The 21,963-nt window shown below is 65.2% G+C and carries 21 protein-coding genes; 8 read left to right on the top strand and 13 right to left on the bottom strand.

What is annotated here, in order from left to right; translation table 11 throughout:
- A complete protein-coding gene (treY, locus tag QX124_RS06085; RefSeq protein WP_315796647.1) occupies positions 1–2,802 on the top strand; it encodes a malto-oligosyltrehalose synthase in 2,802 nt (933 codons plus the stop codon).
- On the opposite strand, the gene QX124_RS06080 is transcribed toward treY, so the two are convergent.
- The gene (locus tag QX124_RS06080; protein WP_315796646.1) at positions 2,803–3,114 is read right to left on the bottom strand and encodes a polyhydroxyalkanoic acid system family protein; all 312 of its coding nucleotides are present in this window, start codon (positions 3,112–3,114) and stop codon (positions 2,803–2,805) included.
- 169 nt (positions 3,115–3,283) lie between these two features.
- On the opposite strand from QX124_RS06080, the gene QX124_RS06075 reads away from it, so the two are divergent.
- Positions 3,284–3,448, top strand: a complete 165-nt coding sequence (locus tag QX124_RS06075; RefSeq protein WP_006614022.1) for a DUF3309 family protein — start codon at positions 3,284–3,286, stop codon at positions 3,446–3,448.
- Positions 3,449–3,542: 94 nt separating this feature from the next.
- Here QX124_RS06075 and ligD read toward each other — a convergent pair whose 3' ends face one another.
- A complete protein-coding gene (ligD, locus tag QX124_RS06070) occupies positions 3,543–6,227 on the bottom strand; it encodes a DNA ligase D (RefSeq protein WP_315796645.1) in 2,685 nt (894 codons plus the stop codon).
- A gap of 641 nt (positions 6,228–6,868) precedes the next feature.
- Between ligD and QX124_RS06065 the strand changes: the two genes are divergently transcribed.
- Positions 6,869–7,750 carry a Ku protein gene (locus QX124_RS06065; RefSeq protein WP_315796644.1) on the top strand — a complete coding sequence of 294 codons (882 nt, stop codon included), beginning with the start codon at positions 6,869–6,871 and terminating at the stop codon, positions 7,748–7,750.
- Positions 7,751–7,795: 45 nt separating this feature from the next.
- Here QX124_RS06065 and QX124_RS06060 read toward each other — a convergent pair whose 3' ends face one another.
- A complete protein-coding gene (locus QX124_RS06060; protein WP_315738669.1) occupies positions 7,796–8,089 on the bottom strand; it encodes a DUF6496 domain-containing protein in 294 nt (97 codons plus the stop codon).
- A gap of 183 nt (positions 8,090–8,272) precedes the next feature.
- Positions 8,273–8,452, bottom strand: a complete 180-nt coding sequence (locus tag QX124_RS06055) for a hypothetical protein (protein ID WP_315738670.1) — start codon at positions 8,450–8,452, stop codon at positions 8,273–8,275.
- On the opposite strand from QX124_RS06055, the gene QX124_RS06050 reads away from it, so the two are divergent.
- Positions 8,451–8,708, top strand: a complete 258-nt coding sequence (locus QX124_RS06050; RefSeq protein WP_315771968.1) for a hypothetical protein — start codon at positions 8,451–8,453, stop codon at positions 8,706–8,708. The two genes, QX124_RS06055 and QX124_RS06050, sit on opposite strands and share 2 nt — an antisense overlap.
- A gap of 179 nt (positions 8,709–8,887) precedes the next feature.
- Here the strand turns inward: QX124_RS06050 and QX124_RS06045 are convergent, their stop codons facing one another.
- From QX124_RS06045 to QX124_RS06015, 7 genes are all read right to left on the bottom strand, one after another.
- Positions 8,888–9,577 (bottom strand): response regulator transcription factor, encoded by a 690-nt coding sequence (locus tag QX124_RS06045; RefSeq protein WP_315775903.1) that lies wholly within the window; start codon positions 9,575–9,577, stop codon positions 8,888–8,890.
- Positions 9,574–12,291 carry a sensor histidine kinase KdpD gene (locus QX124_RS06040; RefSeq protein ID WP_315796643.1) on the bottom strand — a complete coding sequence of 906 codons (2,718 nt, stop codon included), beginning with the start codon at positions 12,289–12,291 and terminating at the stop codon, positions 9,574–9,576. The genes QX124_RS06045 and QX124_RS06040 overlap by 4 nt, the downstream gene beginning before the upstream one ends.
- Positions 12,292–12,373: 82 nt before the next feature.
- Complete coding sequence (locus QX124_RS06035; RefSeq protein WP_315796642.1) at positions 12,374–12,979, bottom strand: K(+)-transporting ATPase subunit C; 606 nt, start codon at positions 12,977–12,979, stop codon at positions 12,374–12,376.
- Positions 12,980–13,092: 113 nt separating this feature from the next.
- Complete coding sequence (kdpB, locus tag QX124_RS06030) at positions 13,093–15,210, bottom strand: potassium-transporting ATPase subunit KdpB (RefSeq protein WP_315796641.1); 2,118 nt, start codon at positions 15,208–15,210, stop codon at positions 13,093–13,095.
- A 15-nt stretch (positions 15,211–15,225) separates the two neighbouring features.
- Positions 15,226–16,929 carry a potassium-transporting ATPase subunit KdpA gene (kdpA, locus tag QX124_RS06025; protein ID WP_315796640.1) on the bottom strand — a complete coding sequence of 568 codons (1,704 nt, stop codon included), beginning with the start codon at positions 16,927–16,929 and terminating at the stop codon, positions 15,226–15,228.
- A gap of 33 nt (positions 16,930–16,962) precedes the next feature.
- Positions 16,963–17,052, bottom strand: a complete 90-nt coding sequence (locus QX124_RS06020; RefSeq protein WP_018454042.1) for a K(+)-transporting ATPase subunit F — start codon at positions 17,050–17,052, stop codon at positions 16,963–16,965.
- Positions 17,053–17,062: 10 nt separating this feature from the next.
- Positions 17,063–17,221 (bottom strand): hypothetical protein, encoded by a 159-nt coding sequence (locus QX124_RS06015; protein ID WP_315771963.1) that lies wholly within the window; start codon positions 17,219–17,221, stop codon positions 17,063–17,065.
- Between the two features lie 301 nt (positions 17,222–17,522).
- Here QX124_RS06015 and QX124_RS06010 point away from each other — a divergent pair, with 301 nt between their 5' ends.
- The 4 genes from QX124_RS06010 to dapA all read left to right on the top strand — a co-directional run bounded on the left by QX124_RS06010 (position 17,523) and on the right by dapA (position 19,633).
- A complete protein-coding gene (locus QX124_RS06010) occupies positions 17,523–17,975 on the top strand; it encodes a hypothetical protein (RefSeq protein ID WP_315771961.1) in 453 nt (150 codons plus the stop codon).
- An 18-nt stretch (positions 17,976–17,993) separates the two neighbouring features.
- Positions 17,994–18,278, top strand: coding sequence for a hypothetical protein (locus QX124_RS06005; protein ID WP_315771960.1), 285 nt, complete (start codon positions 17,994–17,996; stop codon positions 18,276–18,278).
- Positions 18,279–18,410: 132 nt separating this feature from the next.
- Positions 18,411–18,686, top strand: coding sequence for a hypothetical protein (locus tag QX124_RS06000; RefSeq protein ID WP_315771958.1), 276 nt, complete (start codon positions 18,411–18,413; stop codon positions 18,684–18,686).
- A complete protein-coding gene (gene dapA / locus QX124_RS05995) occupies positions 18,683–19,633 on the top strand; it encodes a 4-hydroxy-tetrahydrodipicolinate synthase (protein WP_315771956.1) in 951 nt (316 codons plus the stop codon). The genes QX124_RS06000 and dapA overlap by 4 nt, the downstream gene beginning before the upstream one ends.
- Before the next feature lie 36 nt (positions 19,634–19,669).
- On the opposite strand, the gene QX124_RS05990 is transcribed toward dapA, so the two are convergent.
- Together QX124_RS05990 and QX124_RS05985 are read right to left on the bottom strand one after the other, a co-directional pair.
- Entirely contained in the window at positions 19,670–19,927 is a 258-nt protein-coding gene (locus tag QX124_RS05990; protein WP_315782061.1) for a hypothetical protein, read from the bottom strand.
- 221 nt (positions 19,928–20,148) lie between these two features.
- A complete protein-coding gene (locus QX124_RS05985; RefSeq protein WP_315755233.1) occupies positions 20,149–21,804 on the bottom strand; it encodes an OFA family MFS transporter in 1,656 nt (551 codons plus the stop codon).
- Positions 21,805–21,963: the final 159 nt, after the last annotated feature.

The raw sequence follows: 21,963 nt of genomic DNA, 5'->3' as shown, positions 1-21,963 counted from the left end.
ATGCCTCCGGCCGTCCCCCTCGCGACCTATCGCCTGCAGCTCACGGGTGATTTCAACTTCGAAGCGGCCGCGCGCGTCGTGCCGTATCTGAAGGCGCTCGGCATCAGCCACGTCTACGCCTCGCCGTTCATGACGGCGCGGAAGGGCTCGACGCATGGCTACGACATCACCGATCATTCCAGGCTCAATCCCGAGCTCGGCGGCGAGGACGGCTTTGCCAAACTGAGCGCGGCGCTCAAGCAGCACGATCTCGGCCTCATCCTCGACTTCGTGCCGAACCATGTCGGCGTGCATTTCGACGACAATCCATGGTGGCTCGACGTCCTCGAATGGGGCCAGGCTTCGCCGCACGCCGCCTCGTTCGACATCGATTGGGACCAGTTGCCGTATCGCGCACGCGGCGGCGTGCTGCTGCCGATCGTCGGCACCTCCTACGGGCATGCACTCGAACATGGCGACATCGAGCTGCGCTATGATCCAGGCGAAGGCTCGTTCTCCTGCTGGTACTTCGAGCATCGGCTGCCGATCGCGCCCGAGCGCTACGGCGAAGTGCTGCGCATCATCGTCAAGGAGGCAGGCCCAGAAAGCAGTGAGACCGGCAGGGCGATCCTGGAGCTCGCCTCGCGCTATCAAGGCCTGCGCCATCCGAACCGCAAGGAAGCGCCGGCATTCAAGGCGGCCCTCAAGGCCATTCCGGACGCCGCCGACGTCATTGCCCGCGGGATCGCGGCCTACAAGGCCGGGCCCGAGCGTCCGGCACAGACGCTCGCCCTGCATCATCTGCTGGAGAGGCAGCACTACAAGCTCGGCCACTGGCGGCTCGCCTCCAGCGACATCAACTACCGCCGCTTCTTCGACGTCAACACGCTGGCGGGCCTGCGCGTCGAGGATGCCGGCACGTTCGAAGCGATCCACCGGCTGGTCAAGACGCTGATCTCCGGCGGCCAGTTGCAGGGATTGCGGCTCGACCATATCGATGGCCTGCGCGATCCCGCACAATATTTTCAGCGCCTGCGCCGGCTGATCCGCGACGCCCGCGGGCCCGCGGCGGGGCCGTTCTACGTCGTGATCGAGAAGATCCTCTGCGAGCAGGAGAAGCTGCCGCGCTTCGCAGGCGTGCACGGCACCACCGGCTACGAATGGATGAACGTGGTCATCCAGCTTTTGATCGACGGCAACGGCCTGGAGCCGCTCGACGAGATCTGGCGCCAGATCAGCAACAAGCCGCCGAAGCTGGCGCCGGTGATAAAGGAAGCCAAGCAACGCGTGCTTGAGACGCTGCTGACCAGCGAGTTCACCGTGCTGACGCGCCTGCTGGCGCGCATCGCCAACGGCCACTACTCCACGCGCGACTATTCGGAAGACATCCTGCGCCAGGCGCTCGAACTGTATGTTCTCCACTTCCCGGTCTATCGCACCTATCTCACCACAGCCGGTCCGACCGAGACCGACCGCAAGCTGATCGACCACGCCATCGCCGGCGCCCGCGCCGAATGGTTCGCCTCCGACGGCTCGATCTTCGAGTTCCTGCGCGACGCGCTGACCATGGATCTCATCAAGCGCGACCGCAGCACCAACCACAGCGTCCCGCGCGTGCGCCGCTTCGCCCTCAAGGTGCAGCAGCTCACCGGCCCCATGATGGCGAAGTCGCTGGAGGACACCGCGTTCTACCGCTTCCACCGGCTGCTCGCGCTCAACGAGGTCGGCGGCGATCCGGCGGCGCATGCTCTCGCCATCGGCGACTTCCACAAGTTGATGCAGGACCGCGCCAGGCATTGGCCGCACGGCATGACCGCCACCGCCACGCACGACACCAAGCGCGGCGAGGATGCGCGCACGCGGCTGGCCGCCATCACCGAGCTGCCCAACGACTGGACGTCGTCGGTCGCGCGCTGGAAGACCTTGAACGCGCCGCACGTCATCACGGATGGCAAGATGCGCGCGCCCTCGGCGGCGTTCGAATACATGCTGTACCAGACGCTCGTCGGCATCTGGCCGGCAAGCGGCACCGATGACACCCTGCCCTATCGGCTGCAGGCCTATGCGCTGAAGGCCGCGCGCGAGGGCAAGGAGGAGACCAGCTGGCTCAATCCGAACGAGGCCTATGAGAACGGCCTGCGCGCCTTCATCGAACGCATCCTGGACCGCGACCGTTCGACCGAGTTCCTGCAGTCGCTGGAGACTGTCGCCAGACGGCTGGCGCTGCTCGGCGCGCTGAACTCGCTGACGCAACTGACGCTGAAGGCGACCATGCCGGGGGTGCCCGACTTCTACCAGGGCACCGAATTCTGGGACCTCTCGATGGTCGATCCCGACAATCGCCGCCCGGTCGATTTCGCCGCACGCGAACAGGCGCTGCGTGCGTGCGAGAGTCCCGACTGGGCGCACCTCGCGGACCATTGGCCGGATGGCCGCATCAAGCTGGCCTGGACGCGGCGGCTGCTCAGGCTGCGTAACGAGATGTCCTCGGTCTTCACGGACGGCGCCTATGAGCCGCTCGAGGTGAGCGGACGTCATGCCGATCACATCATTGCCTTCGCACGGCGGCGCGGGCGCGACGCCGTCATTATCATCACTGCGCGCAACTTTGCGCCGTTTACCGACGCTGGCCGGGTGTGGCCCCACGCGGATGATTTCGAAGCCGAGGTTCATGCCCGCGGTTACACATCTGCGGACATGCAGAACGGCATGGTCGCGGTGTCCTCCATCTTCACGCACGTGCCTGCAGCAGTGATCCCGGCGCGGACTGATGCGGCAGCCCACCCGGCTGGTCGACGCCAGACAGCGGCAGCGCCGACCTGATCAGCTCTTCTTCGTCAGCAGCAACTGGCCGCGGTTACGGATCGCGGCCTGCGCCGCCTCGGCAAAGCGCTGCAGCAGCCAGGGCAGCACGACCTCGACACGCACGTGATCGTCGGCGACGTCGACATGGCCCGACGCCGCCTGACCGAGCGCGCGAACGCGAAAGATCATCTTGTCGCCCTCCCAGCGCTCCTCGTCGACCTTCAGGACCGGAACGCTGGTCGCGGCGCGACTGAGACCGGCCCGGAGCCGGCGCACGGCCTCGTCCTTGCCGAGGCGATGCGGAATGGAAACGACAAGCGGACTTGACATCGCGATCTCCTGACTAACAACCGTCTTCATGTATCATCGGTGGATGCGACCGCAAAGACACACGCTGCATTTTACTTGTTCCCATGCGGAACTTTCGAAGTTCCAACCAGTTTCCTCGGCGAAGGCAGAGCACGTTGTCGCCCCGCTGCCGGGCACTGGAGGGAAGCACATGTCCATCGGAACTATCATCCTCATCATTCTCATCATCGCCCTGCTCGGCGGCTTTTCCGGCATCGGCGGCGGTCCGTTCTACGGCACCGGCTACTACGGCGGCGGCGGCCTCGGCCTGATCATCGTCATCGTGCTGATTCTCGTCCTGCTCGGACGCATCTGATCCGATCGATCTCATAGCCATCCAACTGATCAGTTCGGGCTGACGTGGCCGCGCCACGTCGGCCTGGGCTTGATTGCGCCCCGCATCGCATCCCTTACACTTCGTTCGCGAGCTTCCTCATCGCCGGCTTGATCGCTCCGGCCGCGTCGTCATAGCCCTCCCACGCCTTGGTCTTGGGCAACAGCGCCGGCGCGGTTCGGACCGTGTACCGCTTGGGTTCGAGCCCGTTCTTCACCTGCGCCCAGGTCAGCGGCATGGACACGGTGGCACCTTCGCGGGCGCGCGGCGACAGCACGGCGACGGCCGTCGACATCCGGTCGTTGCGCAGATAGTCGAGGAAGATCTTTCCCCTGCGCAGCTTCTTCGACATGTTGAGCAGATATTGCTCCGGGCTGTCGTTCGCCATCCATTGGCACACGCCCTGGGCAAACGCCTTCGCCTCGGGCCAGCTCACCTTGTCGCGCGCGCCGTGCAGCAACGGCGTCACCACATGCAGACCCTTGCCGCCCGTGGTCTTGCAGAAGCTCTCGAGTCCGAGGCACTTCAAGCGCTGGCGCATCTCCTTGGCTGCCGCGATCACCTCCTCGAACGCGACGTTCGGCGCCGGATCGAGATCGAACACCAGCCGGCCCGGAACGTCATAGGCGTCCGGCGCGCAATTCCATGGATGCAGCTCGACGGCGGCGACCTGAGCCACCGCGATCAATCCCTCGACGCGATCGATCTGCAGATACGGCTTGCGATCGCCCGAGACCTTGACCAGCTCGAGCAGGTCCGACATGCCCTGCATGCCGTGCCGCTGGAAGAATTTTTCGCCACCGATGCCGTCAGGCGCACGCACGATCGAGCATGGCCGGCCCTTCAGATGACCGATCATCCAGTCGCCGACGGCTTCCAGATAGTTCGCGAGATCGAGCTTGGTGACGGGCTCGCCGTCGCCGGCGTCCGGCCACAGCGCCTTGTCGGGCTTGGAGATCGCAACGCCCATCACGGTGGCCGAGCCCTTAGTCCGAGACGGCGTCTTGTGGACCGTGGTGCCGACGGTCGCGACGCTCGCCGCGGCGCGCGCCACCGGCGTCGCAACCTTCGTCGTCACCACCGGCTCCTCGGCAACGACCTCGCGCGCCGGCTTGTCCTCGCGCAGTGCCTTGAACGAGGCCTGCCTGACATTGCCGTCGCCGGTGAAGCCTGCAAACTCGATCTCGGCGACCAGCTCGGGCTTGAGCCAATGCACCTCGCGCGTCTTGCGCGGCGCGTTCTTGCCGCTGAACGGGCTCTTGTCGGAGGCCGCCGCCTTCAGCGCCGGCATGATCTCCTTCACCGTGTCCTGGCCGAAGCCGGTGCCGACGATCCCGACATAAGCGAGATGATCGTCCTTGTTGACGCCGACCATCAACGATCGGAATTTGCCGTTGGTGGTCTTCCAGCCACCGATGACGACCTCGTGGCCGGGCCTGGTCTTGGCTTTGGTCCAGCTCTCCGTCCGTCCCGAATGATAGGCCGAGTCCAGCTTCTTGGAGACGATGCCCTCCAGCGATAGCTTGCGTGCGGACTCCAGCACCGCCTCGCCGTCGCTCTCGAAGTGCTCGACATAGCGGATGCGCGGCGCCTTGCCTTTGATGTTCGCCTTCAACAGCTTCGCGAGCCGCGCCTTGCGCTCGCGCAAAGGCTGGCGGCGCAGGTCGAACTCTTCGGCGAACATCAGGTCGAAGGCAAAGAAGATCAGCTCGTCGGTTTCGCCCGCTGAGATCGCCGCCTGCAGCGCAGAGAAATTCGGATTGCCGTCCTTGTCGAGCGCGACGATCTCGCCGTCGATGATCGCATCCGGCAGCTTCGCGGCCTCCTGCGCGATCGCACTGAACTTGGCCGTCCAGTCCAGGCCCTTTCGCGTCATCAGGGTTGCCTTGCCGCCTTCGACCCTGATCTGCACGCGGTAGCCGTCGAACTTGATCTCATGCCCCCACCCCTCACCGCTCGGCGGCTTCGCGACCGAGGTACACAGCTCTGGGGCGACGAAGTCCGGCAACGATGACACCATGCGCGGCGCCACTGTCTTCGACTTCAGGCTCGCTTTCGTCGTCTTTGCCGACGGCGCCGTCTTCGTCGAAGTGGCCTTGCCGTCGCTGCGGTTCGAATGCCACACCGCATCGGCATTCATGCGCTGTGTCTTGGCGAGCATGAACGGCTTCGGCGCTTTGCCTTTGCCGGCCGCGATCTGCTCCATCGTGCGCCCCGACGCCACTGATTTGTCGGCGTCGAGAATGTCGTTGGCCTCGCCCTCCTTGGCAAATTCGTCGCGATGCTTGATCAGGAGCCAATTGGTGCGCTTGCCGCCGGTGCGATCGTGGCGCATGCGCACCAGCACCCAACTGCCATGCAGCTTCTCGCCATCCAGCGTGAACTTCAGATCGCCCTTCTTGAAGCCGCTCTCGGGATCCTCGCTCTCCCAATAGCCACGGTCCCACAGCATGACGGTGCCGCCGCCATACTCGCCTTCCGGGATCGTGCCCTCGAAATCGCCGTAGTCGAGCGGGTGGTCCTCGACCTCGACCGCGAGCCGCTTGTCATGCGGATCGAGCGACGGGCCCTTGGTCACCGCCCACGACTTGAAGACGCCGCCAAATTCGAGCCTGAGATCGTAGTGCAGCCCCGTCGCGTCGTGCTTCTGGATGACGAAACGCGGCCGCGGCGCACGCGCAACCTTGGCGTCGCCGGACGGCTCCGCCGTCTTGTCAAAATCGCGCTTCTTGCGATAGGTGGAGAGCTTCCTGAGCGCCACGGTGATCCCTCGCGTTGAGTGGTAGCGTAGCAAAGCCGGTGAACTCGTGGAACCGGCCGCATCACCATGATGATAACATCGGGCAAAGTTCCGCGTTCCCGCGGCTCAGGGAGCCCAGGCTGCGCTGGCGTCCGCCCTCTGCCAATCGAGAGGGCGCAGGGAAGGCCGGGAGCTCGCCGCCCCCATGGCCCGCCTGCGAAAAAAATGCAGGCGGCAGGTACCACAGGTGCAGCCGAGACATCCCGGCCCTCCCTGCGCGACGGCTTTAACGGCTGCTTCGCGTTCTCCTCGGCGCGCCGGGCTTGTTGGCCACCGTGTCGCGACAATGCGCTTGCGCGCATCGCGCTGGATACCAGCATCGGGGTATCAGGACCGCGCGACTTGACCGTGCATGCCGGATTGTTCGTCGGCGCGACTGAATCACGCTGCAATCCGACACACCCATCGCATTCCGCTGCCGACGTCCGTGACGACCGCGATACGTCCCCTTCCGACGCAACGGAACGGGTCGGACCATAATGCTGATTTTACGAAGTCGTCAAGCGAATTATTTTTTCCCGAAGCGACCTTCGCCGGGCCCATGGAACCCACACCGACGCTTGCCCGTTGCAGCCTCGTCCGGATTGTCCAAGGAGACCACGATGGCCCCCCGCGCCTATTGGAAAGGCTCGCTCAAACTCTCGCTCGTCAGTTGCCCCGTCGTCCTCTATCCGGCGTCGACCTCGGTGGAGAAGACGCGCTTCCATCTGATCAACCGCGAGACCGGCAACCGGCTCAAGCAGCAGATGGTCGACTCCGAGACCGGCGACATCGTCGAAGGCGACCAGAAGGGCCGCGGCTACGAGCTGTCCAAGGGACAGTACGTCGAGATCGAGCCCGAGGAGCTGGAGGCGGTCCAGATCAAGAGCAACCATACGATCGACATCGACAGCTTCGTGCCGCGCGACGAGATCGACCAGCGCTATCTCAACGATCCCTATTACATCGCCCCCGACGGCAAGGCGGCAATCGACGCCTTCGCGGTGATCCGCGATGCGATGAAGGATCAGGACCGCGTCGCGCTGGCGCGCATCGTGCTGACCAACCGTGAGCATATCATCGCCATCGAGCCGATGGGCAAGGGCATGCTCGGCACCACCCTGCGCTTTCCCTATGAGCTGCGCGACGAAGCTGAGTTCTTCGACGACATCAAGGCGCCGAAGATCGCCAAGGACATGGTCGAGCTCGCCGGCCACATCCTGCAGACCAAGGCGGCGCATTTCGATCCCTCGGAGTTCAAGGACCAATACGAGACCGCGCTGAAGGCGCTGGTAAAACGCAAGGCGTCGGGCAAGCCGATCAAGCTACCGGAGCCGGAGGAACGGCCCGACAACGTCGTCAGCCTGATGGATGCGCTGAAGCAGAGCCTGAACGGCAAGAGCGGAAAAAAGACGGCGCGTGCGGCGCCAAGGCGGACGAGCACGCATCGACGCCCGGCGAAGAAGGCGCATCGGTCGGCGGCGCGGCAGAGGAAGGCGGGCTGAGTACGCCGTAGCCCGGATGAGCGCAAGGCGGCACAATCCCGAGCCTCAGCTTTTCTTCGATGATTTCTTTGCTGTCTTCCGGCTGGTCTTCTTCGTGGTCTTCTTGCTCGATGCCTTCTTGGTTGTCTTTTTCGATGACTTCTTCGCCGATGTCCGCGCGCTCTTCTTCGGCGGCACCTTCTTGCCCTCGCGGCGCGCCTCCGACAGGCCGATCGCGATGGCCTGCTTGCGGCTCTTGACCTTGCGACCGGAACCGCCGCTGCGCAGCGTGCCGGCCTTGCGCTTCTTCATCGCCCGGCCGACCTTGGCCGATGCCTTGCGCGAGTATTGTCGTGCCATGAACATCCTCCCGATTGCGACACGTAAACCGCGTCGGCGAGACGAAAGTTCCAAAGCGCAAGCTGATGCCGCGTACCTCCACACATGCTTTCACGATCGCGGGAATCGAAGCCCGTCGATACATCGAGATTCCAATGCAGCTTCGCGCTCGTCGCTTCGATGACGGATAGACCGAGAAGCCAATCAGACGTTCTGATCCGCCGCATGAGGCGCAACTGGACAAGGCGACGTTCCGAATGATGCGTCCCTGGCCTCTTCCTCAGTCAGCAATTTCAGGAGCACCGTCCGCTTGGACTCATCGTTGAATTCAGCGAGACGTTTCCTGAACAGGATGAGGTTCTGCAGATGAATGTATTCTTCCATGACCGACCTCACTGATGGGAGCCAAGAACAACGCGTCGGGCTGACCTTGATTGAGATGAATTTCGGGCATGATGCTCTTCCCGGTATCGCCGATGACAATCTCTGCGCCGCAGTCGGCAGCCTCGCCCCCCAAAATTCAGATCGCGTTCTGACAAGCCGAGACATGGCACGTCCCGTGTTTACACCATCGTGCATGCAAACGCACGATCAGCTGCGCCGATCAGGTGGCACGACCGCAGTCTCGATCATCCGTTGATCCAGAGAACGGGCGCCTGCGGACGTACTGTGCCGCAGCGCGACATGACCGGTTGGTCAAAATTGCTCGTAAATTTAACGAAACGAGCTGATGCCGCCCGCGGGACACGCAAGCTCGCCCATCGAATGGCGATGTCAACGCCCCTGACACATAGGACCAGTCGGCCGATACGGCCAAGCTCAGTCCGGCGCGCGCAGCCGATAGCCGATGCCGGTCTCGGTCAATACGAATTGCGGGCGCTCGGGATCGGCCTCGATCTTCTGCCTGAGCTGACGCACATAGACGCGCAGATATTGCGCGTCGGTCAATTCGTCCCACAGCTCCTTGAGCAGGAAGCGGTGCGTCAGCACCTTGCCGGCGTGCTGCACCAGGACGCGGAGCAGATCGTACTCCTTGGGCGACAGCTTGATCTCGCGCTCGCCGACCTTGACGATGCGGCGGACGAGATCGACGGAGAGATCGCCGGAGCGGAACACCGGACGCTCGCCCTGCACCTGCAACTGATGCCGCAACGCCGCGCGCAGCCGCGCCAGCAACTCATCCATGCCGAACGGCTTGGTGATGTAGTCGTCGGCGCCGAGATCGAGCGCCTGGACCTTGCCCGCCTCGTCGCCGCGGCTGGACAGCACCACGACCGGCACAGCCTCGTTGCGGCCACGGATGGTACGCAGCAGCTCGAGCCCGTCGATGTCGGGCAGGCCAAGGTCGAGAATGATCAGCGCCGGCTCCTGGCCCAACAGATCCAGCGCAATCCTGCCGTTCGAGGCTTCGAGAATCTCGTAGCCCTGCGTGGTCAGGCCCATCCGCAGCAGCTTGCGGATCGGCGGCTCGTCGTCGATCACGAGCACCTTGATCGGAGCGCCGGTCATGCGGCCGTATCCAGCGGTCTGGCCTGCGCCGGCACCGGCAGGCGGATGGTGAGGACCGCGCCGCGCCGATCGGTGCGGTTGCCGGCGAAGATGCGGCCATGCATCGCCTCGATGAAGCCGCGCGAGATCGCGAGCCCCAGCCCCGTGCCGGGCCGCACCTGGTCGCCCTTCTGCACGCGATAGAACTTGTCGAACACGTGCTCGACCTCCGCGGCGGGAATGCCGTCGCCTTCGTCACGGATCTCGAGCACGACCCAGTTGTTGTCGCGGGCCGCACGGATCGCGATCGAGGTCTCGGGAGGCGCATATTTGGCGGCGTTGTCCAGCAGATTGAACAGCACCTGCTCGAACAGCACCGCGTCGACCTCGACCATCGGCAGATCGGGCGCCAGCTCCAGCGAGACATGATGACCGGCGAGGATCTTGCCCGCGCGCCGCAGCGCGCTGCCGACGATCTCGCCGACGTCGTGGAGCGCGGCGTTCGGCACGATCGCGCCCGATTCCAGCTTGGTCATGTCCAGGAGATTGGCGATGAAGCGGTTGAGCCGCTCGGATTCGTCGATGACGGTGGCGAGCAGGTCGAGCTTCTCCTTGTCGGACAGCCTGGCGGCCAGATCGCGCATCGTCGAAGCCGCGCCGAGCACGGAGGCGAGCGGCGTCTTCAGATCGTGCGAGATCGAGGTGAGCAGCGCCGAACGCAGCCGGTCCTGCTCCATGGTGCGCTTGACCTTGTCCATGTCCTCGACCAGCAGCACGCGCTCGATCGCGAGCGCGCCCTGATCGACCAGGGCATCGAGCAGGCGGCGCTGGTCCGGCGTCAGCAGCGGCCCGGTGCGATCGTCGTCGATGCCGATGACACCGATCGAGCCGCGCCCGGTGCGCATCGGCAGGAACAGGCGCTTGGCGCCGGGCAGCGTGTCGGAGCCGCGGCCCGCTGCGCGGTCGTTGCTCCAGGCCCAGCTCGCAGCGGCGAGGTCGGCGTCGTCGAGCTGATCCTCCGGCGGGTAGCCGGTCATGACCGTGAGCTTGCCGTCCTGCGGCAGCAGCAGCACCACCCGCACCTTCAGCATCAACGCCGCCTGATAGGCCGTCGCCCACAGCACGTCGTCGAGGGTCGCGGTGCCCGCGAGCTTGCGGCTGAAGGCGTAGAGCTGCTCGGTGGTCCGGATGCGCTGGGTGGCCGAATCCGCCTGAACGCGCACGCGCGCGGCGACGTTGGACACCAGGATGGCGATCAGCATGAAGAAGAAGAACGCGCCGATGTTGGTCGGATCGGTGATCGTGAACGTATACAGCGGCGGCAGGAAGAAGAAGTTGTAGCAGAGCGAGGCGGCGAGGCTCGCCAGCAGCGACGGCCCAAGACCGTAACGCGCGGCGACGCCGACCACGGCGGTCAGGAACACCAGATCGACGTTCTCGATACCGAAGAAGGGCTGGATGAGCTCGGCGAGGCCGAGGCCGACAGCCGTGATCAGCAGCGCCATCAGATAGGGCTTTGGCTGCAGCGGCTCGCTGCGCGGGCGCGTCTGCACCGACGGGCTCGGCGTGTCCGGCGCCTCCTCGCCGGCGATCACGTGGATGCTGATGTTGCCGGCGCGCCTGACGAGGTCATGCACCACCGAGCCCCTGATGATCTCGAACAGGCGCGAGCGGCTCGACTTGCCGATGATGATCTGGGTGACGTTGTTGGCCTGCGCGAAGCTGATGAGGTCATCCGCGATGCGCCGGCCGACGCCCGGAATCGTCAGCGCCTCGCCGCCGAGGGTCTCGGCCAGCCGCAGCGTATCTGCGAGCCGGTCGCGCTGCTTGTCGGTGAGCTGCAGGTTGCGCCGGGTCTCGATGGTAACGGCGGTCCACGGCGCGTGGACACGGTCGGCGAGCCGCTTGGTGTAGCGCACCAGCCCTGTCGCCCGCGGATCCTCCGACACGCAGACGAGGATCCGCTCGCCGGCCGCCCAGGGCCCGGCGATGGCATTGGCCTGCATGTGGGTGAGCAGTTGCTCGTCGACGCGCTCGGCCGTCCGGCGCAGCGCGAGCTCGCGCAGCGCGGTCAGATTGCCAGGCGAGAAATAATGCTCCAGCGCGCGCTCGGCCTGTTTGGGGACATAGACCTTGCCCTCCTTCAGCCGCTGGATCAGATCGTCGGGCGTGAGGTCGATCAGCTCGATGGCGTCGGCGCGGTCGAGGATCGAGTCCGGGACGGTTTCGCGTACGCGCACATGAGTGATCTGGGCGACGACGTCGTTGAGGCTCTCGATGTGCTGGACGTTGACCGCGGTGTAGACATCGATGCCGTGCGACAGCAGCTCCTCGACGTCGAGATAGCGCTTGGGGTGGCGGCTGCCGGCGGCATTGGTGTGCGCAAGCTCGTCGACGATCGCGAGCTTGGGGCGGCGCGCGATCACGGCATCCAGATCCATCTCCTCGACGATCTGGTCCTTGTAGGAAATATGTTTGCGCGGGACGACCTCCAGGCCGCGCACCAGCGCCTCGGTCTCGGCGCGGCCATGGGTCTCGACGAAGCCGATCACGACGTCGACGCCGGCCCTCAGCTTGGCATGCGCGCTCGACAGCATCTCATAGGTCTTGCCGACGCCGGGGGCGGCGCCGACGAAGATCTTGAGCTTGCCGGCAGGACTGTCCTCCCGCCGGGCCGCTTCGAGCAGGGCTTCCGGCGAGGGACGTTGGTCAGGATCGCGGCGTTGACTGGCCATGCGGCATTATAGACGGAGGGACCTCGGCGCCAAGGCCAAGACCTTCAAGGCCAAGACCTTCAAGGCCAAGACCTTCAGGGCGTCACTGCGGTTTGGCAGCGTCGAGTGCCAGATTGAGCGCAAGCACGTTAACGCGGGGTTCGCCGAGCAGTCCGAGCAGACGGCCCTGGGTCTGCCGGGCGATCACGGCCTGGACGCTTGCCTCCGGCAAGCCGCGCGCCTTGGCCACCCGCGGCACCTGGAACAGCGCCGCCTCCGGCGAGATGTCCGGATCGAGCCCGCTCGCCGAGGTCGTCACCAGATCGACCGGCACGGCCTGCGCGGGATTCTCCGCCTTCAGCTTGTCGACGTCCTCCTTGACGCGGTCGGCCAGCGCCTTGCTGGTCGGGCCCAGATTGGAGCCGGACGAGTTGGCGGCGTTGTAGGGTGCCGGCACGGTCTTGGTCGCATCGTTCGGATCGGCTGCCGAGGTCGCCGACGGACGGCCGTGGAAATATTTGTCGTCCTTGAACTCCTGGCCGATCAGCGCCGAGCCGATCACCTGGCCGTTGCGCGTGATCAGGCTGCCTTCGGCCTGCGCCGGAAAGATGGTGCCGGCGACGACGGTCATGGCGAGCGGGTAGATCAAGCCCGTGATGAGCGTGAGGGCGAGCAGGACAAAGATGGCGGGACGGATTTCTTTGAGCATCGGTGTCTCCTATTTTTCTCCGTCATTGCGAGGAGCGAAGCGACGAAGCAATCCAGGGCTGCGCGCGGGACTCTGGATTGCTTCGCTTCGCTCGCAATGACGCCGGTAAGTGGTCAAGCCAAATGCAAGGCGGTCACGATCAGGTCGATCGCCTTGATGCCGATGAAGGGGATGATGATGCCGCCTAAGCCGTAGATCATCAGGTTACGGCCGAGCAACGCGCCGGCGCCGATGGCGCGGTAGGCGACGCCCTTCAGCGCCAGCGGGATCAGTGCGATGATGACGAGCGCGTTGAAGATGATCGCCGACAGGATCGCGCTCTGCGGGCTCGCCAAGTTCATGACGTTCAGCACGTTGAGCTGCGGGTAGAACGCCAGAAACATTGCCGGGATGATCGCGAAATACTTGGCGACGTCGTTGGCGATCGAGAATGTCGTCAGCGCGCCGCGCGTCATCAATAGCTGCTTGCCGATCTCCACCACCTCGATCAGCTTGGTCGGGTTGGAGTCGAGGTCGACCATATTGCCGGCCTCGCGCGCGGCCTGCGTGCCAGTGTTCATGGCGACGCCGACATCGGCCTGCGCCAGCGCCGGCGCGTCATTGGTGCCGTCGCCGCACATCGCCACCAGCTTGCCCTTGGCCTGCTCGTCGCGGATCAGCCTGAGCTTGTCCTCAGGCGTCGCCTGCGCCAGGAAATCATCGACGCCGGCTTCGGCGGCGATCGCCGCCGCGGTCATCGGGTTGTCGCCGGTGATCATGATGGTGCGGATGCCCATCCGGCGCAGCTCGGCGAAGCGTTCGCGGATGCCGCCCTTGACGATGTCCTTGAGCTGGACGACGCCGAGCAGGCGCCCGTCCCTGGCGACCGCGAGCGGCGTGCCGCCGGATTTGGCGATGTCGTCGGAGATTGCACGGATCTCGCGGACAAGCTCGCTCTCGACCGGCTGGACCGCACGCACCGTGTTGCCGGAGACGGGCTGGGTCGGGCCACCGCCGATGGAGTTGAGGATGGCGTCGACCGCCCCCTTGCGCACCGAGGAGCCGCCGGCATCGACGCCGCTCATGCGGGTCTGCGCCGTGAACGGCACGAAGGTCGCGCCGAGCTCGGCCATGTCGCGGCCGCGGATGCCGTATTTGTCCTTCGCGAGCACCACGATCGAGCGGCCCTCCGGTGTCTCGTCGGCGAGCGATGCGAGCTGCGCCGCGTCGGCGAGCTCCTGCTCGCTCACGCCCCTGACGGGACGGAATGCAGTCGCCTGGCGATTGCCGAGCGTGATGGTGCCGGTCTTGTCGAGCAGCAGCGTATCGACGTCGCCGGCGGCCTCGACCGCGCGGCCCGACATCGCCAGCACGTTGAAGCGCACCAGGCGGTCCATGCCGGCGATGCCGATCGCCGACAGCAGCGCGCCGATCGTGGTCGGGATCAGGGTCACGAACAGCGCCACCAGCACCACCACCGAGATCGAGCCGCCGGCATAGGCCGCGTAGCTCGGGATGGTCACGGTCGCGAACACGAAGATGATGGTGAGGCCGGCGAGCAGGATGTTGAGCGCGATCTCGTTCGGCGTCTTCTGCCGCTCCGCACCTTCGACCAGCTTGATCATGCGGTCGATGAAGGTCGAGCCTTGCGCCGCCGTGATCTTGACGCGGATCCAGTCCGACAGGACCTGGGTGCCGCCGGTCACCGCCGAGCGGTCGCCGCCGGATTCGCGGATGACGGGAGCGGACTCGCCGGTGATGGCGGCCTCGTTGACCGAGGCGACGCCTTCGATCACCTCGCCGTCGGAGGGGATGGTGTCGCCGGCCTCGACCAGCACGATGTCGCCGACCTTCAGGCTGGTGCCGGGCACGAGCTTGTAGCTGTGATCGGCCGGGTTCGTGCCCGTCAGCAGCTTGGCCTGGCTCTCGGTGCGAGTCTTGCGCAGCGAATCCGCCTGCGCCTTGCCGCGGCCTTCGGCGACCGCTTCGGCGAAATTGGCGAACAGCACGGTGAACCACAGCCAAAGAATGATCTGGAAGGTGAAGCCGAGGTTCGCTCCGCCGATGACGACGTCGCGCAGGAAGATCACCGTGGTGAGCGCGGCGACGACCTCGACCACGAACATCACGGGGTTCCTGATCATCAACCGCGGGTCGAGCTTGACGAGCGCCGCCTTGATGGCCGGCAGCACGATCTTCGGGTCGAGCATCGTCGACATCGACGAGCGCTTCTGCAGTTTCATGGTTTCCATGGAGATTGCTCCGGATCAGAACACGGTGCCGGCGGTCATCGCGAGATGCTCGACGATCGGACCGAGGGCGAGAGCGGGGAAGAAGGTGAGGCCGCCGATGATCAGGATGACGCCGACGACGAGACCGACGAACAGCCCGCCGGTGGTCGGCAACGTGCCCGCCGAGGGCGGGATCGACTTCTTCGCGGCGAGCGAGCCCGCGATCGCCATCGCCGGGACGATCATGAAGAAGCGGCCGACGAACATCGAAGACGCGAGCGTCAGATTGTAGAAGAAGGTGTTGCCGGTGAGACCGCCGAAGGCCGAGCCGTTATTGGCGGTCGCGGAGGTGTAGGCATAGAGCACCTCGGTGAAGCCGTGCGGACCGGCATTGGCCATCGAGGCGACGGCCGAGGGCAGCACCACGGCGACCGCGGTCCAGCCGAGATACATCAGCGGCAGCACCAAGATTGCCAGCATCGCCATCTTGACCTCGCGGGCCTCGATCTTCTTGCCGACATATTCCGGCGTGCGCCCGACCATCAGGCCGGCGACGAAGATCGCGAGCACGACGAACAGCAGCATGCCGTAGAGGCCGGCGCCGACGCCACCGACGATGATCTCGCCGAGCTGCATGTTGATGAGCGGGATCATGCCGCCGAGCGCGGTGAAGCTGTCATGCATGGCGTTGACGGCGCCGCAGGACGCCGCCGTGGTGATCACGGCGAACAGCGACGAGGCGACGATGCCGAAGCGGACCTCCTTGCCCTCCATGTTGCCGCCGGTCAGGCCGAGCGCGTTGAGCACATTGCTGCCGCTGGCCTCGGCCCAGTAGGTGACGGCGACGCCGGCGATGAACAGCACGCCCATCACGGCGAGGATCGCCCAGCCCTGGCGCTGGTTGCCGACCATGCGGCCGAACACGTTGGTGAGCGCGGCGCCGAGCGCGAAGATCGAGAGCATCTGGATGAAGTTCGACAGCGCAGTCGGGTTCTCGAACGGATGCGCGGCGTTGGCATTGAAGAAGCCGCCGCCATTGGTGCCGAGCATCTTGATCGCGACCTGCGAGGCCACCGGGCCGACCGCGATGGTCTGCTTCGCCCCTTCCAGCGTGGTCGCCTCGATATAGGGCCCGAGCGTCTGCGGGATGCCCTGCCAGACCAGGAACAGCGTGTAGACGATGCAGAGCGGCAGCAGCACATAGAGCGTGCATCTGACGACATCGACCCAGAAATTGCCGACGGTCCGCGCCGAGGCGCGTGAAAATCCGCGGATCAGCGCCATCGCGAGCACGATGCCGGTGGCGGCCGACAGGAAGTTCTGGTGCGTCAGGCCGAGCATCTGCACGAGATAGGAGACCGTGCTCTCACCGCCGTAGTTCTGCCAATTGGTATTGGTGAGGAAGCTGATCGCGGTGTTGAACGACAGATCTTCGGCTACCGCCGACTGCCCGGCCGGATTGAACGGCAGCACGGCCTGCAAGCGCATCACGCCGTAGATGATCAGGAAGCCGCCGACGTGGAACAGCAGCATCGCGACCGTGTAGGTCAGCCAATGCTGCTCGCGCCGCTCATCGACGCCGCCGATCCAATAGATCGCGGATTCGACCGGCCGCAGCACCGGCGAGAGGAAGGTGCGCTCGCCATTGAAGACGCGCGTCATGTACCAGCCGAGCGGCTTGGCGAGCGCGACGATGACGGCGCAAAAGAGCAGGATCTGGATCCAGCCGATCACAGTCATGGGATATGTCCTTGAAGGCGCGACAGCCGGCGGTCAGAACCGCTCGGGCCGCAGCAGCGCATAGGTGAGATAGAACAGAAGGCCGAGCGACACGGCGCCGGCGAGCGAATAGTCGAAGATCATGGCCCGTCTCCTAGAGTCGCTCGCAGGCATAGGTGTAGCCGATCGCCAAGGCGAAGAAGCCGGCGGCCAGCGCCAGCATCAGGATGTCAAGCATGGTGTGCTCCTCATGCGCGCGAGAGACGCGCAAAGCGTAAGGACAGCCGGAGGCGCGCGACTTGTGATAGATCAAGCATCCCGTCGCCGTGCCCCACGATCCGCTCCATCGCGACAGATGGCATCCGGAACCATAGGTTTTCGAGACAGCGCTGCCGGGAAAGTTATAGGAATTTCATAAAGACCACGGCATTCCCGCAGTGGCTTTCGCCTGGTCGCCGCGGCGATCGCATATGGAGGCAGCCACAGCACCGAGGCATCTTTATGCGCCGCTTATTTCTCTCAGCCCCCGCCCCTCTCGCATTCCTACGGCGCCGTCGGCCACATTGCCGATCAGGGCCCATCGGGCCAACGCTCACTGACGACGGGAGGCCAGCATGGCTGCCTTGACAACACGACCGGATGTCCTGGAGCCGGCACAGCTCGCGCAGACCACCACGGCGATGCTGACGGCTTTGCTTGACGACGACGAGGGAGTCTCACCCTTGTCGGCGCGCGGGCGGCGCCGGCTGCGGATCGCAAAATTGCTGGAGACCGAGGCGCGCGTCGATGCCGCGCTCGAACTGGTCGCGTTGCAGCTGCCGCGATGGCAGCTTCGCCGCATTGCCTATGACGACGGCGAATGGCACTGCGCATTGTCGCAACAGCGCGAATTGCCGGACTGGCTCGATCGTTGCGCTGAAGCCCGCCATAGCGATCTCGCCCTCGCCATTCTCCACGCCGCGGCCGAAGCCCGCCGTCTCGAGCCAAGCGTCTCGCAGCCTGACGCAAGGCGCGGCATCACGACGGAGCCGGCGGTCGCCGACCTGCTCTGCTGCGACAATTTCTGAGCCGCCGTCATTGCCGCGATGTTGCTTTCCGCTGACAAGGCCACGGAGCTTCCGGCCGCCAGGGTGCTGCTTCGATTTCTGCTACGAATGTTGGTCCTCATCCTGTTCGCCGCGTTCGGCAGCATCGGCTTCGGTCGCAGCCTCGCTGCCCTGCTCTGGATGACGACGATCCTGTGTGCCGTGCTCGCGACGCTGCGCCGGGAGCGCGTGTTCGCCGCGAGCCTGAACCATTGGGACGAGATGATCGGCTACACCGCGCTCTATTGCGCGGTGATGGCGCTGATCCAGCCGTCCGGAAACTAAGCGCCCTTACACCGCTCTTATGCGATCGCACGCGGCGCCATCTCGAATTCCTACCCCTCGCCTTCGATATTGCCGTCCATGAGCGCCGATCGTTCCGACCGGCCTGCTCACACCACAACAAGGAACAGTCCCGTGAAAAGTCTCGAACCCCCATCGTACAACATGCCGGCCCCCGCGCTCGTCTTCATCGGCAAGAACGGACATGGCCAGTGGGTCGCCCAGGAGCAGAATGGGCTCTATGGCGGGCTGTTCGTGAGCCGCGCCGAGGCGATGAAATATGCGCTGTTCGAGAACGGCCACCATCCGGAAACCATCGTCGAGCTCGCGCGCACGATCGAGCTCGATGCCGATGGCCGGCTTGCTCCGATCGGTCTGCTGTTCGCGAGCGGAAGGCGACCGGTCGCATGAGCGATGCGCTCAGGATGCAGCCTGGATCGGCCGCACGCTGGCTCGCCGGCACCATCGCGGACATTCCAACCCCGTTCGATGCCAATGGTGCGCTCGACCGCCCGGCGCTCGCCAGACTGTGCGAGCGGCAGATCGAAGCGGGCGCCAGCGCGATCCTGGTCTGCGAGACCGCAGGCGAAGCATCTACGCTCACCGCGGCAGAGCGCGAACAGGTCATTCGCACGGCAGTGACGGCGGCCGCCAATCGGGTCCACGTCATCGCCGGAGCAGGATCCAACGCGACGCTCCAGGCCGTGCAGAACACCCGCCAGGCGGCAGCCGCCGGCGCGGATGCGATCATGTCGGTGGTCCCTTACTACAACCGACCTACGGCAGAGGGAATCTACGCGCATTTCCGCGCCGTCGGCGACGCGACGGCGCTGCCGGTCATTCTGCACGATTGCCCGTCGCGCACGGGACGCGCACTGCCCGACGATACACTGGTGCGCCTTGCGCGGTGGGCGCAATTCGTCGGCCTGCGTGACGGCACCGGCGATATCGCACGGACCGTACATCTGCGATCGCGGCTTCCGGTCGGCTTCCGCCTGTTGTCAGGCGACGATGCGACGGCGGTGCCGTTCGCAGCCGCCGGAGGCGACGGCAACATCTCGCTGGTGGCCAACGTCGCACCGCAGCTCTGCGGCGCGCTTTTCGCCTATTGTCAGCGCGCCCGCTGGAGCGCTGCGCGACGGCTGCATCATCAGTTGCTGCCGCTGATCGAGGCGTTCAGCCGCGATACGCCGGCCGCAGTCAAATACGCGCTCAGTCTCCAGGGGCTCATCGCTGTCGGCGTTCGTCTGCCATTGACAGCTTTGGACTCTCCCACGATGGCAGCCGTCATGCAGGCCATGACGCTGCTCAGCGCTCACACCGCAGCCGCGTCACGGAGGCAAGAGGTCCGGTGTTGAGAGGGCCCACCGCGCGGTGCCGCGAGGACCGATCGTTCAGAAGCTCCCTTTGTCGTCAACAATCTGCGGCGACCGCGGCCGGACTCTCGCATCACCCGGCAGCGACGGAGACGCCACGGAACTGCGCCGACAGAGCAGCTCGTTGCGCAAGCGCCGCAGCTTGGCCGCGGCGATCGCGGCATGAATGGTCCTGAAGATGCCGCGCAGCGTCTTGATTGGATGCGGCCGCCGGATGGCTCTCAGGCCGATAGCGCCGCGGGCTTCGCGAAACAGGTCAACCGCGCTCATGTCCATTCTCCGTCGGGCCGGCGCCAGATCCGGCCGGCAAGGCGGAAGATGGAGCCCAGCAGCGTAGGAATGCGAGAGAGGCCGAATTCGTCTCGTATAGGAAATCAATAAGTGCAAGGAGGTTCGGCGCTTTCGCGGTAAGCGAGCTTCCACCTAGCGGCCGCGCAGCACCGCGCAAAAAAAGGGGCGGCCGATCCGGCCGCCCCGTTTGTATCATCGTCGATCGGTCAGAAGATCTTGACCGCGCTTTCCAACGTCTTCCAGACGCCCCAGGCCAGCGGCACGCCGACGAAGGCCCAGAACAGGGCGGCCTTGACGTCGAGGCCGCCCTTGCCGATGCCGAACGACCCGTGCTGGATCGCCGACTCGTTCTTGGCGAGCTCCGCCTGGTACTTCGCGACTTCGTCCGCGCTCATGTTCCACTTGTCATCGACGGGCTTGATCAGGAAGTTGCAGATCAGGCCGGCGAGCAGCATGGCGCAGAGAATATACATCGTCGTGTTGTACAGCTGGTCGCGCGGCACGCCGGCGGCGAGCTGGAACTCGCGGATGTAGTTGACGACCACCGGGCCGATGATGCCGGCTGTCGCCCAGGCGGTCAGCAGCCGGCCGTGGATGGCACCGACGAACTGGGTTCCGAACAGGTCGGCCAGATAGGCAGGTACGGTCGAGAAGCCGCCGCCATACATCGACAGGATGATGGCGAAGGCCCCCACGAAGAGCAGCTTGGACCCCATCGCTGCGAAGGTCGGCGCCAGCGCATAGAGCACGATGCCGATCAGGAAGAAGCAGTAATAGGTGTTCTTGCGGCCGATGTGATCCGAGAGCGACGCCCAGAAGAAGCGGCCGCCGATGTTGAACAACGACAACAGGCCGGCAAAGCCTGCCGCGATGCCCGCGATCGCGGCCTTCTGGCCGGCGTCGAGCTGGTTGAAGCTGACGTCGGGCAGACCGATCAGCTTGCCGGCGAAGATCTCCTGCAGCATCGGCGAGGCCATGCCGATCACGCCGATGCCTGCCGACACGTTCAAGCAGAGCACCCACCAGACCAGCCAGAACTGCGGAGTCTTGTGCGCGTTGTCGAGATGCACATGGTGCTCCGAGATCATTGCCTTCTTGACCGCAGGCGGCGTCCAGCCTTCGGGCTGCCAACCGACCGGAGCGACGCGATAGGCAAAGGCACCGATCATCATGAAGACGAAGTAGATCACGCCCATCGTGACGAAAGTCTCCCAGACACCCACCGAGGTCGGGGTCTTGAAGTAGTTCATCAGCAGGTTGGCGAGCGGAGCACCGATCATCGCGCCGCCGCCGAAGCCCATGATGGCCATGCCGGTCGCCATGCCGCGCCGGTCCGGGAACCATTTCACCAGGGTCGACACCGGCGAGATGTAGCCGAGGCCGAGGCCGATGCCGCCGATGACGCCGGCGCCGACCCACATCATCCAGAGCTGGTGCACATAGATGCCAAGCGCTGCGATCAGCAGGCCGCCACCCCAGCAGCAGGCCGCGACGGCACCCGCCTTGCGCGGTCCGGCCCGCTCGAGCCAGCCACCCCAGACCGCCGCGGAGCCACCCAGCAGTACGAAGAACAGGGTGTACATCCAGCCAAGGCTTGCGACCTTCCAGTCGCAGGTCGTCGTGAACAGCTCCTGCACCAGGGTCATGTCCGGGCAGGCCTGGGTCTTGGTCACGCCGATCGCGCGCGACAGCGGCAGCCAGAACACCGAGAAGCCATACGCCATGCCGATGCACAGATGGATGCACAGCGCAGCCGGAGGAACCAGCCAGCGGTTGAACCCCGCCTTGGCGACCGTGTGCTCACGGTCGAAGATCCCCGCTTGCGAGCCCGGGAGCGTGCCCGCGCTTTCAATGGTAGCCATGCATTCCTCCCCTACGGACTCCCGTCCAACGCAACAACGTCATGTTCTGTCCCCTTGATCAGAATCAATACGCCCACTCACCCCGCCCGCTATCGCGTACCAGAGCAGTCCCGCAACGCACAAACGTTCATCATTGGCTCGATGCGCATAACACCCCAC

The organism is Bradyrhizobium sp. SZCCHNRI3043 (assembly GCF_032377735.1).
In the GTDB taxonomy this organism is placed as follows: Bacteria; Pseudomonadota; Alphaproteobacteria; order Rhizobiales; family Xanthobacteraceae; genus Bradyrhizobium.
This window is presented reverse-complemented; position numbering and strand designations above follow the sequence as displayed.